The organism is Serratia plymuthica NBRC 102599 (assembly GCF_001590925.1).
Taxonomy (GTDB): Bacteria; Pseudomonadota; Gammaproteobacteria; order Enterobacterales; family Enterobacteriaceae; genus Serratia; species Serratia plymuthica.
The window spans coordinates 93,752-106,626 of the sequence record NZ_BCTU01000024.1 but is presented as its reverse complement, the minus strand read 5'-3'; the positions used below and the strand labels follow the sequence as shown (position 1 = coordinate 106,626).

Sequence of the window (12,875 nt, the reverse complement as noted above, 5' to 3'; positions counted from 1 at the left end):
GGCCCGGGTATCTCGGGTTTAAAGACAACTTTGTCATCAAACTCAGGCCAGCGTTACGCTGGCCTTTTGGCATCAATCATCGTCGTGATGGCGACGACCGCGATCGTCATCATGGTGATTTTTCTTCCAATGATGTTTTTCGTGGTGCTTGTAGTAATGCTTATCGAATTTGCGATAGCGGCCATCATGATAGTAATAATTTTTGCGCCAGTAATCGTTATCGCGCCAGCGATAACCATCCCAGTAATAGCCCCGGCGGCTGCGATCGCCCAGGTAGCGGCCCTGATGGCCTTGCCACCAATCGCGGTCGCGCCAGTCGTAGCCGTCCCAATAACGGCCGCGGTTATCTTCCTCGCCAATGCGCAGCGATACGCCCGGCATCAGATTGATACTGAGGCCATCCGCATGCGCCTGCTGGATGGCGGGTACCGTCGACGCCACCAACAAGGCGGCCAATAACAGAGGTTTAAACATGGCTTCTCCTTTCCGCCGTAGCGGGTTGGCCAGTTAATGAAGCGCGTTCATCATTAACCGGCCTTATTATTTTTTTACTGCAATATCGCCATATTAGCGCCTGCGGATAGGGTTGAATCTTAGTGGGATTCTGAAAAGCGGCGATGGGATGAGGATTTAAGATTTGTCTGGCGCTGCGGAGGTTATCGCCGGCCATGCGCCCGGCGATAATTGTAAGCGATTACATTAATATCCGTTCGATATGGGCGATTTCGTCGCTGCTGAAAGTGCGGTTAGCCAGCATGCCGACGGCATCTTCAATCTGGCTGGTCTTGCTGGCGCCAATCAGCACGGAAGTCACGCGATCGCCGCGCAATACCCAGGCCAGCGCCATCTGCGACAGCTTCTGCCCACGCTGTTGCGCCAGGGCGTTAAGCTGGCGCACCTTTTCCAGTTTTGCGTCGGTGAGCTGATCAGGTTGCAGGAACTGGCTGCCGCTGGCTGCGCGTGAATCTTGCGGAATGCCGTGCAGGTAACGATCGGTCAGCAGGCCGCCGGCCAGCGGGGAGAATGCAATGGAGCCGACGCCATGGTCTTCGAGCGTATCCAGCAGCTCCGGCTCAACCCAGCGCTCGAACAGGGAGTACTTAGGCTGATGGATCACGCAAGGCGTGCCGAGCCGGTGCAGAATCTCGAATGCCTGGCGCGCGCGGTCGGCCGGGTAGTTGGACAGCCCGACGTACAGCGCCTTGCCCTGGCGTACCAGCAGATCCAGCGCGCCCATGGTTTCCTCCAGCGGCGTATCCGGATCCGGGCGATGGTGATAGAAGATATCCACATATTCCAGCCCCATACGTTGCAGGCTTTGATCCAGGCTGGCGACCAGATACTTCTTCGAACCCCAGTCGCCGTAAGGGCCAGGCCACATGGTGTAACCGGCCTTCGAGGCGATGATCAGTTCATCGCGCCAGGGTTTCAGATCTGCGCTGAGGATGCGGCCAAAGTTTTCCTCGGCGGAACCGGGTGGTGGGCCATAGTTATTGGCCAGATCGAAATGGGTAATACCGCGATCGAACGCGCAATGTATCAATTTGCGCGCATTGTCATACAACGTAGTGTCGCCAAAGTTGTGCCATAAGCCGAGCGAAACCGCGGGCAATTTCAGCCCGCTGCGTCCGCAGCGGCGATATTCCATATTTTGATAACGCGAAGAATCAGCCTGGTAAAGCATACAAACCCTTTTCGGCAGAGGTGAGAGTGAGTTTTAGTGTATGCGTTTTCACTCCCGTTGTCAGAGCCCAGGATCACGCTAAATCACCTTCAATTTTTAAATGCTGCCCATGAGGCAGGTAAATGCTCGTGGCGAGTGTGGGGATGTAACGTAGGGTTTCCATCCGCTGTTTAAATACAATGCTCGACATTTTCATAACATATTTGATACTTAAAACTAACAATTGCAACCTTTGGCAGGTGATGATCATGAGTAAAAGCTATACGGTGGCCGATTACCTACTCGATCGTTTAGCCCAGATCGGCATCCGGCACTTCTTTGGCGTGCCCGGAGACTACAACCTGCAGTTTCTCGACCACGTGATTGCTCACCCGCAGATCGCCTGGGTGGGGTGTGCCAACGAACTCAATGCCGCCTATGCCGCAGACGGTTACGCGCGCTGCAAACCGGCCGCCGCTTTACTGACCACCTTTGGCGTGGGCGAACTGAGCGCGGTAAATGGTATTGCCGGCAGCTACGCCGAATACTTACCGGTGATCCACGTGGTTGGCACCCCGGCGCTGCGCGCGCAGCGGGCCGGCGATTTACTGCACCACTCGCTGGGGGACGGGGATTTTGGCCACTTTGCCCGCATGGCCAAAGAAGTGACCGTCGCTCAGGCGAACCTCACCGCCGCCAACGCCGAGGCGGAAATCGATCGCCTGCTGACCACCGCGCTGTTTGAACGCCGCCCGGTTTACCTGATGTTGCCGAGCGACGTGGCGGAAGCGCCGCTGGCGTCGCGACCGGCGCCGCTGATGCTGCGACAGGCCCATCTTTCACAGGCGTCGTTGCAGGCGTTTATCGCCGCAGCGCGAGAAATGCTGCTGCCGGCACGGCGGGTTTCTCTGTTGGCCGATTTCCTGGCTGAACGCTTTGGCGCCGAAGGGGTGCTGGAACAGTGGATGAATGAGGTCGACATGCCGCATTCGACGATGCTGCTCGGTAAGAGCGTCTTTGATGAAACCCATGCCTGCTTTACCGGCACCTACGCCGGTGCGGCCAGCGATCCGCAGGTGAAGCAGCTGATTGAGAACGCCGACGTGGTGATTACCGTCGGCGTGCGCTTTACCGATACCATTACCGCCGGTTTCAGCCATCACTTGCCGACGGAGAAGTGTATCGATATCCAGCCTTTTGAAGCGCGGGTCGGGCAGCAGGTATTCAGCCAGATCCCGATACGTGACGCGGTACAAGCGTTGCACCAGTTGACGTTGCCACTGGCGTTGCAATGGCAGTTGCCGGCGATCAAACGGCCGGAATTACCGGCGCCGAGCGGCAGCGGTTTGGACCAACACGGCTTCTGGCAACAGATCCAGGACTTCTTGCGCCCAGGCGACATAGTGATCGCCGATCAGGGCACCGCCTGTTTTGGCGCTGCGGTTTTGAGCCTGCCGCAGGGCTGCCGATTTATCGTTCAGTCGCTGTGGGGATCTATCGGCTACACCCTGCCGGCGGCGTTCGGCGCGCAGACGGCGGAGCCGGATCGCCGGGTGCTGCTTTTGATCGGCGACGGAGCGGCGCAACTCACCGCGCAAGAGATTGGCTCGATGCTGCGCGACGGGCTGAAACCGGTGATCTTCCTGCTGAATAATGAGGGGTATACCGTCGAACGGGCGATTCATGGGCCGGAGCAGCGCTACAACGACATCGCCCAGTGGAACTGGACGCAACTGCCGCAGGCGCTGGCCGGCGAGCATCAGGTGAAAACGCTGCGGGTCACCGAACCGGAGCAACTGCGCCAGGCATTGCGCGAAGTGGGCGACAGCCGGCAGTTGGCCTTCGTGGAAGTGGTGCTGCCGAAGATGGATATCCCCGAATTGCTGGATACCGTTTCGCGCGCCATTCAATCACGCAACGCGGCGGCCTGATCTTCCGCGCTTTCCAACAAGCGCTCCAGCAACCAGTACCCCGCCGGCCCCGGCGGGGACAACTTCGACCACACCGCATCCACGGAAATCAGCTTCGGCCAACCGCGCGGCTTCAGCTCGGCTAATTTGTCGTGGCCGTACTGTTTCACCAGCCAGTTTGGCAACGCGGCCCAGCCAAAACCTTGTTCCGCCATTTCCAGCAGCATCAGATAGCTCGGCGCGGACCATACCAACCCCTGGGGCCGTGCCGCGTTTGCGCCAGTGTAGGTATTCAAATACAGCTGGCGCGTGCTGGATAACTGCTCATGCGTTGGCGAGGCCGTTTGCGCCAGCGGGTGCGAGCGGGCGACGAACAGCCCCATTTCAGTTTGCTCCGGCAGCCGTGCGAAGGCGATATCCGGCGGATAACTGGGCTGAACCTCTACCATGCCAAGGTGAGCACGCCCGCTTTGCAGCAGATCGAGCACGTCCCCGTCCTCGGCAATCATGCATTCGAGTTCAATATCCTGATAGCGCCGCTCAAAGTGCAGCATCAACCTGTCGTGGTGATTCGGCTGGTAGGTATCGGAAAATACGATGGTTAACCGGGGTTCTGTCTTGTCCGCCAGGCGGATGCTCAGCGCGTCAAGCCGTTCGCTGGCGGCGAGGATCTCCTGCACATGGCCGAGCACTTTACGGCCGGCGGCGGTCAAGACTGGCTGCCGTGCCTGGCGATCGAACAATTGCAAGCCGAGATCCGCCTCCAGGTTAGCGATGGCGGTGCTGATGGTCGATTGGCTTTTACGCAGCTTGCGCGCGGCGGCAGAAAAAGAACCCAGAGCGGCGGCTTCGACAAATGCCTGCAGGGCTTCAGGTGAATAGCGCATGATGTATCTACTTTATCGATGGAACCTATTTTTAATCTACCCAAAAAATCGATGATAATCACCTGGCTTTAGTTGGGGGCGAATAAATCAGCTCCGATTAATGCGGGGCGGCTTGCCGCTCCCCGACAGATTCATAGGGTAAAAAAACAGGTGATGTATGCAACTGCAAAACAAGTCTTTCGTTGAACGTATCGTCCATGCCGTCGGTTTTGAAGCCATTGCCGTGATGATTTGCGCCCCGCTGGGTGCCTGGCTGCTCAACCGTTCTATGGTACAGATCGGTGCGTTGGCGGTGATGTTGTCGACCGTCGCTATGCTTTGGAACATGATTTATAACACGGTGTTTGACCGCCTGTGGCCGGTGGGCCGCGTGGCGCGTAATCTTAAAGTGCGGGGGTTCCACGCTCTGGGCTTTGAGGCCGGTTTTGTCCTGATAGGCGTGCCGATTGCCGCCTGGATGCTGAATATTTCCTTCGCGCAGGCCTTTATGCTGGAGATCGGTTTCTTCCTGTTCTTCCTGCCGTACACCATGATCTATAACTGGGTGTACGACACGCTGCGTCAACGCTGGTTCGAAGCGCGTCAACCGGCCAGTTCCGGCGTGAAATAACGTGTCGTCATCGCTGCGATTCTCCGGTAGTGTCGGAGAGAGACGGCAACGAGGCGGAGAAAAAACGATGAAAGTGTTGGGTTTGTTGGGCGGTATGAGCTGGGAATCAACCCTCCCTTATTACCGCATGATCAATGAACAGGTGAAGGGGCGTCTTGGCGGCCTGCATTCGGCCAAGATCGTCCTCTACAGCGTCGATTTCCACGAGATTGAACGCCTGCAGCATCAGGGGGATTGGGACGGCGCGGGGCATCTGCTGGCCGCAGCAGCCGTGTCGTTACGAGCCGCAGGTGCGGAGGCCATCGTCATCTGCACCAACACCATGCACAAAGTGGCGGACGCGGTTGAACAGGCCAGTGGCCTGCCCCTGATTCACATCGCCGACGCCACGGCGTTGCAGGTGCGCCAACAGGGGATCCGTCGCATCGGGCTGCTCGGCACGCGTTTTACCATGGAGCAGGATTTTTATCGCGGGCGGTTGCAAGAGCGGCACGGCATCGAGGTGGTTACGCCCACGGCGGCCGATCGCGATATCGTGCATCGCATTATTTATGAAGAGCTGTGTCTGGGGACGATCCGCGACGCGTCGCGCGATGAGTATCGCCGCATTATCGGTGACCTGGAACAGCGGGGCGCGCAGGGCATTATTTTCGGCTGTACCGAGATTGGCCTGCTGGTCAGCGCGCAGGATGCTTCGGTGCCGGTGTTCGACACTACCGCTATCCATGCGCGCGCCGCCGCGGAATACGCGCTGGCCTAATCGTCGTGCGGCGGTTGGCGTTTGCCTACCAACATCAAGGGTTTGCCCGCCAGCACCAGCCAGGCGGGCAGCATCACAATGCACAGCACCGGCAGCAGGTGCAGCTCCGGCACCACTGCGACGGCCATAAACAGGCTGAGCCAGCCATCACGCGTGACCACCAGCACCAGCCCCATAATGGCGCAGGAGACGGTGATGGCCGCCGGTACAGCCGGGACGTGCTGATGCAGCATCAGGCCCAGCGCCACGCCGACAAACACCGCCGGGAAGATACGCCCGCCGCGAAAACCGCTGGCGGCGGCAATCACCAACGCCGCCAGCTTGGTCAGGGTAATCAGCAGCAGTTCCGTGACCGAGAAGTTCTCCCCGGCAGCCAGCCGCTTCATTTCGTCCAACCCTTTAAATAGCGTGATCTCCCCGCCGATCAGCGCCAGTACACCGAGCGCAAAGCCGCCCAGGCCCAGCATCAGCACCGGGTTTTTCAGCGAATGGAACAGGCGATGGAGATGAGGGAAGCTCCACAGCGCTACCATACCCAGCGCGATGGCGATCAGGGCGACGATGGAACCACTGAAAATATCCGTCAGCCGGGTGGCGGCATAGGCGTCAATTTGCAGCGCGAAGTTCGGTGTGAAAAACAGCTGAGTGGTCACCGCGCCGGCCGCTGCCGCCATCAGCGGGGCAAACAACCGATCCCACAGCGGCACGTCGTTATTGCCGGCCAGCGTTTGCGAAAAGATCAGCGCGGCGGCAACCGGGGTGCCAAACAGCGCGCCGATGGTGCCGGCGGCGGCGAGAATAATCCAGTCCATGCGCGGCACTCTCGGCAACAGCCGCGAACCTACAGCGACCACCAACGCAATATTGATGGCAGTGATGGGGTTTTCCGGCCCCAGGCTCACGCCGCCCGCCAGACCAATGATTAACGCCAGCCCGAGGCCGGGCACGGCAGAAAGCGGCAACGGCATGCCGATCAGCGATTCGGTAGCTGGATCCGGTCCTGCGTGGCCGGGCATATAACGGATAATCAGCCCGACGGCGATACCGGCCAGCGTCAGGATGCTGAGCAGCCACCAGGGCGAGTGGGTATCGATATTCAAGGCCGTGGGTATGTTCACCCAAAGCAGCCGTTGCAGCGCGTCGGCGAATTTCATCACCAGAATAAGCACCAGGCTTGAGGCTGAACCGATAACGAGAGCGGGCAGGGCGAAAGCCAACATGGTATTGGCGCGCGGGTGCAGCATGCAAGGATCCCTTGTCAATGGCCCCCTGAGCGGCAGGGAGAATGGGTGATTGGGTTGTGCCCTGGCTTGCCAGACAAAAAGGGACGTCGGCACGTAAAGCAATGGCCGACAGGCAAAGGGCGCAGGTTGATTAATAGTGCCTCTCTGTTATGACGCTTAACAGCCGCCACGGCACGTTTTTTTGCCGCAATTTGTTTCAAACTGCGGCATAACCGCCAAGCTGAAACGTTTTTTGTGATCTGGATCGCTAATGGATGGCAGCGCGAAGGATGGTGATTGTTGTTTTTGCGGCGGGATTTTACAGTGTGGGCAGCTTTCAATTATTCATTTTGCGGAGAAGATACTGATGACCTATGCCCTCGTAGGTGATGTTGGCGGGACGAATGCCCGCCTGGCGTTGTGCACTGTGGCGACGGGTGAAATTACCCAGGCAAAAACCTATTCCGGCCTGGAGTTTGACAGCCTGGAGGCGGTGATCCGCCAATATCTGAAGGAGCAGGATATTCAGGTGCAGGACGCCTGCATCGCGATTGCCTGCCCGGTCACCGAAGATTGGGTGGCGATGACCAACCACACCTGGGCGTTCTCGATCAAAGAGATGCAAGCCAACCTGGGGCTTAACCATCTGGAAGTGATCAACGACTTTACCGCCGTCTCGATGGCGATCCCGATGTTGACGCCAGACGATGTGTTGCAGTTCGGCGGCGGCAGCGCGCAGAAAGACAAGCCGATTGCGGTGTACGGCGCCGGCACCGGCCTGGGGGTGGCGCACCTGGTGCACGTTAACCGCCGCTGGGTGAGCCTGCCGGGGGAAGGCGGCCACGTTGATTTTGCGCCGAACAGCGAAGAGGAAGATAGCATTCTGGAGGTGCTGCGGGCAGAAGTGGGGCACGTATCCGCCGAGCGCGTGCTGTCCGGCCCGGGATTGGTCAATCTCTACCGCGCTATCGTCAAGTCCGATCAACGCCTGCCGGAAAAGCTAGAGCCAAAGGACATCACCGAGCGCGCGCTGGCCGACAGCTGCATTGATTGCCGCCGTGCCTTGTCGCTGTTCTGCGTTATTTTAGGACGCTTTGGCGGCAACCTGGCGTTGAATCTCGGCACTTTCGGCGGCGTTTACATCGCCGGCGGCATAGTGCCGCGCTTTATGGAGTTCTTCAAGGCATCCGGTTTCCGCGCGGCGTTTGAAGATAAAGGGCGTTTCAAGGATTACGTGCATGATATCCCGGTCTTTATGATCACCCATGCGCAACCGGGCTTGTTGGGCGCCGGTGCCCATCTGCGCCAGACGTTGGGTATGCATTTGTAATCTGCATCAGCGATAAAAAAAGGGGCGCAACCCAATGGGTTGCGCCCCTTTTTGCTATTTAAAAATCAGGCTTTGACCAAGTCTGCCGGCTCGCGGCTTTCTTCTTCCTGCTCCACTGCTTTTGGCGCCTTGATGAACAGGGTAATCAGCAGGGAAGCGATGGACAGTACGCCAATGACCATGAAAGTGGCATGGAAACCGCCGAAGTATTTGGCGACGAACGAGCCGGCCAGCGCGCCCAGACCGAAGCCCTGATAAATGATGCCGTAGTTTTTGCTGTGGTTTTTCAGGCCGAAGAAGTCGCCGACAATCGCCGGGAACACGGTGATGTTGCCACCGAAGCAGAAGGCGACGGCGCCGACGCAGATAAAGAACAGCGTATGGTTCAGGGTGAGGAAGCTCAACGATACAATCGCCAGCACGGTAACCAGCATGGTGAAGCTGATGACGCGCATGCGGCCTACTTTATCCGACAGCGTACCCAGAATGATGCGGCCTGCGGTGTTGAAAATCGCTACGGCGGAAACGGTGTTGGCGGCAGTGGCTAAATCCATCCCGGCCAGCTGTACGCCCATGTCTTTCACGATGCCAATCAGGTACAGGCCACTCATGCAGGCGGCGAAGAAAATGATGAACAACAGGTAAGCCTCTTTGGTCGCTAGCATCTGGCGCACGCTGAAGTCGTTACCCAAAGTACCGGCCTTTTGCTGTGCGGACTGGCTGGCGAGCACCGGCTCTTTCAACAGTAAAGAACCCAGCACAATCAACGCCATCACAATCGCGCCCCAGTAGAAGAAGGCGGCGGACACGCCGACGTCGGCAATCAGCGCGGCGTTAACGTATTTGAACAGCAGGCTGCCGCTGCCGAATGCACCGACGGAGATGCCGGAGATCAGCCCTTTATTGGCCGGGAACCACTTGATCAGGTTGGACAGAGTGGAGATGTAGGCGATACCCACCGCGAACCCAACCACGACGCCGGCCAACAGATAGATCATATCCAATGAACTGACGTGGGCGCTGGCGATAAGACCCAGGCCGACCAGGATACCGGAGCACAGTGTCAGGTTGCGGATGCCGAAGCGTTCCTGCAGCTTGCCGGCGAACAGCGTGGCGAAGGCCAGAAAGAAGCTGGTGATGGAGAAGGTGGTGGCGACGTCACCGAGGCCCCAATGGAATTTGTCGACCAGCGGCTGGTTGAACAGGCTCCAGGTATAAATAGTGCCGAGCCCCATCTGGCAGATGATGGTGCCCAGAACGATTAAGCTGCGATTTGCCGGTTTGGTGTTCATGGCCGGTCTCCTTCTCTGTGTGTGCGTTGCCGGGCGGTCAGCCGTTGGCGGAAATTTGCGGAGAACCTCAGAGGCCCCGCGGTATGGGCATAGTATAAGGCTGGTAATACCACTCGACGGCAGATCGGGAATGAGTTGCACGGAGGAAGGAATGAAATGCATCTGGTGGCGCATGAGTTGCCGTTTTAGCGGTTAAAAGGGGATGAAATGCCGCTGGCGCCACGTGATCTACATCAAAGATAGCCACGATTTATTGTCGGTCAGGTGCCCAGGATTGTGCTCAAATTGTGAAGGAAACGTCTGGAATGGGTAAATGGGCATTATTCCTATAGAGCGGCGATAGCGGGGGGCCTATGTTATCGGTGAACGGACAGGTTCCGCTCTGCAGGAGTCACGAGATGAAAAAAACACTGTTGTTGTTGGCCGCGCTGCTGTCGTTGCCGTTGGTAAGCCAGGCGGACGTATCCATTGGCGTGAACGTTCCGGGTATTTCATTGCACATTGGCGACCGCGACGATCGCGGCCATTACTGGGACGGCGACCGCTGGCGCGATCCGCGCTGGTGGTCTGAACACCGCGTCTATGAGCGTCCGCGCGAGTATTACTACGGGCCGCCGCCACGCGTGATCTATTACGAGGAGCCGCGACACGAATGGCGCGATCGCCCGCATTATCGTCGCATGCCGCCACCTCCGCCGCCGCCACCGGGGTATTATTACGGCCCCGGGCCGCGCTGGTAACGCGCGCGGTTATAAACGCATTAATTTGCGGAACTCTTTCACCTTGCTGCGGCTGACCGGCACTTCAAACTCCAGGTCGCTCAGCCGCAGAATATAAGTGTTGTTGAACCAGGGCACGATCTCGCGGATTTTCGACAGATTGACGCAGTAAGACCGGTGGCAGCGGAAGAAATGCTCCTCCGGCAGGCGGCCGTAAAACTCGGTGAGGTTCATCGACATCACAAACTCTTCGCGGCGGGTATAGACCCGCGTCACTTTTTCATCGGCAGCGGCATAATAGATGTCGTTGATATCGGTGACGATAATCCGCTCGTCTTTGATCAGGTTAATGCTGTGGCTGCTGCGGTTTGGCGCGCTGGCTTGTTCCGGGGCGTTAGCGGGCCGGTTATGCAGCGCCTCCAGTTTTTGCAACATGGTGACGATGCGCGCTTCGTGATAGGGCTTCAGGATGTAGTCAAAGGCTTCGATTTCGAACGCTTCCACCGCATGTTCTTTATAGGCGGTGATGAAAATAATTGAAGGCCGGTGCGCGAACTTGCTGATGTTCTGCGCCAGCAGCACGCCATCCAGCGACGGAATGTTGATATCGAGAAAAATGGCGTCGACCTGATGATTCTGCAGGTATTTCAGCACGTCCAGCCCGTCGTCGAAGGTGGCTTCGATAACGATGTTGCTGTGCTTTTTGATCAGGTAACTGAGCTCCTCTTGGGCGAGGAATTCGTCTTCAACGATAATGGCTTTCATTATGGCTCCCCGGCCGGCAGTGCGCTGTTTTCCATCTGCAGTTTGCCGCCGTTTTTGCTGATGTAAAAGGCAATTTCGGTGCCCGGCTCCAGCCGACGGATGCGCAACCCTTCGCCATACAGCAGCGACACCCGGTGATGCACGTTCAGCAGACCGATATTGTGGCCCGGCATTTCATTGCGCGCCACCCGGTCGATGACCTCCTGATTGATGCCGTTACCGGTGTCTTTTACCGAAATCTTGACCCGAGCGCCCTGATCCTTCACCGCAATCACTACCACACCTTTGCCTTTGCACGGCTGAATGCCGTGTACGATGGCGTTTTCTACCAGCGGTTGGATCAGCAGGCTGGGGATACGCACCGAGATATCGTCGTCGATGTCGTAAATTACCGTCAGTTTGGCACCAAATCGCGCCTGTTCGATGGCGATGTAATCCTGGATTTGGTGCAACTCCTTGCGGATATCGATCAGTTCGTCGTTCAGCTCCAGGTTATAGCGCAGGTAACGTGACAGGTTGATAATCAGCTGGCGCGCGGTGTCCGGATTGATGCGGATCGACGAAGAAATGGCGTTCAGGGCATTGAACAGGAAGTGCGGGTTGATCTTGCTCTGCAGCGCGCGCATTTCGGCTTTGTCCGCCATCTGGCGCAGGTGCTCAATGCGCGAGACTTCCATTTGGGTGGAGATAATCTGCGACAGGCCCACCGCCATGACCTTTAGCGTATTGGTGATCTGATGGGCATGGCAGTAGTAAATTTTCAGCGCGCCGGTCACTTCGCCTTTTTCCCACAGCGGGATCACCAATTGCGAGTGAATTTGCGGCGTGGCCGGGTTTTCCAGGTTGTTTTTGATGATGATCTTGCCGTGGCGGATGCTTTCACGGGTCACGCGGCTCAACCCTTCGCGGCCAATCGGATAAGCCTCTTCCCCCACGCCGACGTAGGCCATCACCTGGTGAGTATCGGTGATCGCCACCGCGTCGGCCTTGATGTCCTGGCGGATGATGTCGCAGATGGTCGCCAGAGTTTCGCTGTTGATATTGCGAAAGTAGGGCAGGGTTTTACGGGCAATATCCAGTGCCAGCTTGGCCTGCCGGGCGGCGATCACCTCTTTTTCGTCTTCCACGCTTTGCACCAGCAGCACGATCAGGCCGATACATACCGTGCCGAGGATCATCGGCAGCGCAATCTTGGAGACGATATCCAACCCCAACTCGGTCGGCTTGGCCCACAGGACGATCAGCAGCATGGTCAGGGATTCGCACAGCATGCCGCCGAGGATCCCGGCGCGCCAGCGTTGCTCTTTTTTCACTTTAAGATTGATATAACCGGCGCTGATGCCGGCAATGATGCTGGTGATCAGGCAGGGAACGGAGGTGATGCCATCGATATCAATCAGGTAGCGGTGCACCCCGGCGATGATGCCGGTGATGATACCCACCCAGGGGCCGAACAGGATGCCGCCGGCCATAATGGCAATGACCCGCACGTTGACCAGCGAACCTTCGACGTTGATGCCGGAATAGGTACTGAACAGCGCGAACAGCGAGAAGATCGCCGTGACCATGCCCAGCTCAAGCGGCGTGTGGTCCTCTTTTTGCAGCAGTTGGCGGAACAACCGGGTACGGGTGAGGAAGAACAGGCAGATTAACATCAGTGCGGCGCGATCAAACACCGCTAACAGCATTTCAAAAAAAGGGTGCACGACGGGCTCT

At 57.8% G+C, this 12,875-nt stretch carries 12 protein-coding genes; 5 read left to right on the top strand and 7 right to left on the bottom strand.

Translation table 11 applies throughout. The features are described from left to right. Positions 1–72: 72 nt before the first annotated feature. Together SPL01S_RS16775 and mgrA are read right to left on the bottom strand one after the other, a co-directional pair. Complete coding sequence (locus tag SPL01S_RS16775) at positions 73–474, bottom strand: DUF2502 domain-containing protein (protein ID WP_073972068.1); 402 nt, start codon at positions 472–474, stop codon at positions 73–75. Positions 475–694: 220 nt separating this feature from the next. Further along, positions 695–1,684, bottom strand: coding sequence for an L-glyceraldehyde 3-phosphate reductase (gene mgrA / locus SPL01S_RS16770; RefSeq protein WP_063201366.1), 990 nt, complete (start codon positions 1,682–1,684; stop codon positions 695–697). 248 nt (positions 1,685–1,932) lie between these two features. Here mgrA and SPL01S_RS16765 point away from each other — a divergent pair, with 248 nt between their 5' ends. Then, the gene (locus tag SPL01S_RS16765) at positions 1,933–3,594 is read left to right on the top strand and encodes an alpha-keto acid decarboxylase family protein (RefSeq protein ID WP_063201362.1); all 1,662 of its coding nucleotides are present in this window, start codon (positions 1,933–1,935) and stop codon (positions 3,592–3,594) included. Here the strand turns inward: SPL01S_RS16765 and SPL01S_RS16760 are convergent. Next, a complete protein-coding gene (locus tag SPL01S_RS16760; protein WP_063201359.1) occupies positions 3,570–4,460 on the bottom strand; it encodes a LysR family transcriptional regulator in 891 nt (296 codons plus the stop codon). The two genes, SPL01S_RS16765 and SPL01S_RS16760, sit on opposite strands and share 25 nt — an antisense overlap. Before the next feature lie 157 nt (positions 4,461–4,617). Here SPL01S_RS16760 and SPL01S_RS16755 point away from each other — a divergent pair, with 157 nt between their 5' ends. Together SPL01S_RS16755 and SPL01S_RS16750 are read left to right on the top strand one after the other, a co-directional pair. After that, complete coding sequence (locus SPL01S_RS16755; protein WP_063201356.1) at positions 4,618–5,070, top strand: multidrug/biocide efflux PACE transporter; 453 nt, start codon at positions 4,618–4,620, stop codon at positions 5,068–5,070. Between the two features lie 67 nt (positions 5,071–5,137). After that, positions 5,138–5,830: an aspartate/glutamate racemase family protein gene (locus SPL01S_RS16750; protein WP_063201353.1), complete on the top strand. Its 693-nt coding sequence runs from the start codon at positions 5,138–5,140 to the stop codon at positions 5,828–5,830. Here the strand turns inward: SPL01S_RS16750 and SPL01S_RS16745 are convergent. Next, positions 5,827–7,074, bottom strand: coding sequence for an ion channel protein (locus tag SPL01S_RS16745; protein ID WP_063201349.1), 1,248 nt, complete (start codon positions 7,072–7,074; stop codon positions 5,827–5,829). The genes SPL01S_RS16750 and SPL01S_RS16745 overlap by 4 nt on opposite strands. 343 nt (positions 7,075–7,417) lie before the next feature. Between SPL01S_RS16745 and glk the strand changes: the two genes are divergently transcribed. Further along, a complete protein-coding gene (glk, locus tag SPL01S_RS16740) occupies positions 7,418–8,383 on the top strand; it encodes a glucokinase (RefSeq protein WP_303621171.1) in 966 nt (321 codons plus the stop codon). A 65-nt stretch (positions 8,384–8,448) separates the two neighbouring features. Here glk and SPL01S_RS16735 read toward each other — a convergent pair whose 3' ends face one another. Further along, the gene (locus SPL01S_RS16735) at positions 8,449–9,675 is read right to left on the bottom strand and encodes an L-lactate MFS transporter (RefSeq protein WP_063201345.1); all 1,227 of its coding nucleotides are present in this window, start codon (positions 9,673–9,675) and stop codon (positions 8,449–8,451) included. A gap of 398 nt (positions 9,676–10,073) precedes the next feature. Between SPL01S_RS16735 and SPL01S_RS16730 the strand changes: the two genes are divergently transcribed. Next, complete coding sequence (locus SPL01S_RS16730) at positions 10,074–10,415, top strand: DUF2502 domain-containing protein (protein WP_006327015.1); 342 nt, start codon at positions 10,074–10,076, stop codon at positions 10,413–10,415. Between the two features lie 9 nt (positions 10,416–10,424). Here SPL01S_RS16730 and SPL01S_RS16725 read toward each other — a convergent pair whose 3' ends face one another. Both SPL01S_RS16725 and SPL01S_RS16720 read right to left on the bottom strand, forming a co-directional pair. Then, a complete protein-coding gene (locus tag SPL01S_RS16725; RefSeq protein ID WP_013813970.1) occupies positions 10,425–11,159 on the bottom strand; it encodes a LytR/AlgR family response regulator transcription factor in 735 nt (244 codons plus the stop codon). Then, positions 11,159–12,847, bottom strand: coding sequence for a sensor histidine kinase (locus SPL01S_RS16720; RefSeq protein WP_063201489.1), 1,689 nt, complete (start codon positions 12,845–12,847; stop codon positions 11,159–11,161). The genes SPL01S_RS16725 and SPL01S_RS16720 overlap by 1 nt, the downstream gene beginning before the upstream one ends. Positions 12,848–12,875: the final 28 nt, after the last annotated feature.

Excerpts from the sequence above, each read along its gene's own strand:
- SPL01S_RS16775 (WP_073972068.1), bottom strand. The coding sequence starts at position 474 with ATGTTTAAACCTCTGTTATTGGCCGCCTTGTTGGTGGCGTCGACGGTA.
- mgrA (WP_063201366.1), bottom strand. The coding sequence starts at position 1,684 with ATGCTTTACCAGGCTGATTCTTCGCGTTATCAAAATATGGAATATCGC.
- SPL01S_RS16765 (WP_063201362.1), top strand. The coding sequence starts at position 1,933 with ATGAGTAAAAGCTATACGGTGGCCGATTACCTACTCGATCGTTTAGCC.
- SPL01S_RS16760 (WP_063201359.1), bottom strand. The coding sequence starts at position 4,460 with ATGCGCTATTCACCTGAAGCCCTGCAGGCATTTGTCGAAGCCGCCGCT.
- SPL01S_RS16755 (WP_063201356.1), top strand. The coding sequence starts at position 4,618 with ATGCAACTGCAAAACAAGTCTTTCGTTGAACGTATCGTCCATGCCGTC.
- SPL01S_RS16750 (WP_063201353.1), top strand. The coding sequence starts at position 5,138 with ATGAAAGTGTTGGGTTTGTTGGGCGGTATGAGCTGGGAATCAACCCTC.
- SPL01S_RS16745 (WP_063201349.1), bottom strand. The coding sequence starts at position 7,074 with ATGCTGCACCCGCGCGCCAATACCATGTTGGCTTTCGCCCTGCCCGCT.
- SPL01S_RS16735 (WP_063201345.1), bottom strand. The coding sequence starts at position 9,675 with ATGAACACCAAACCGGCAAATCGCAGCTTAATCGTTCTGGGCACCATC.
- SPL01S_RS16730 (WP_006327015.1), top strand. The coding sequence starts at position 10,074 with ATGAAAAAAACACTGTTGTTGTTGGCCGCGCTGCTGTCGTTGCCGTTG.
- SPL01S_RS16725 (WP_013813970.1), bottom strand. The coding sequence starts at position 11,159 with ATGAAAGCCATTATCGTTGAAGACGAATTCCTCGCCCAAGAGGAGCTC.
- SPL01S_RS16720 (WP_063201489.1), bottom strand. The coding sequence starts at position 12,847 with ATGCTGTTAGCGGTGTTTGATCGCGCCGCACTGATGTTAATCTGCCTG.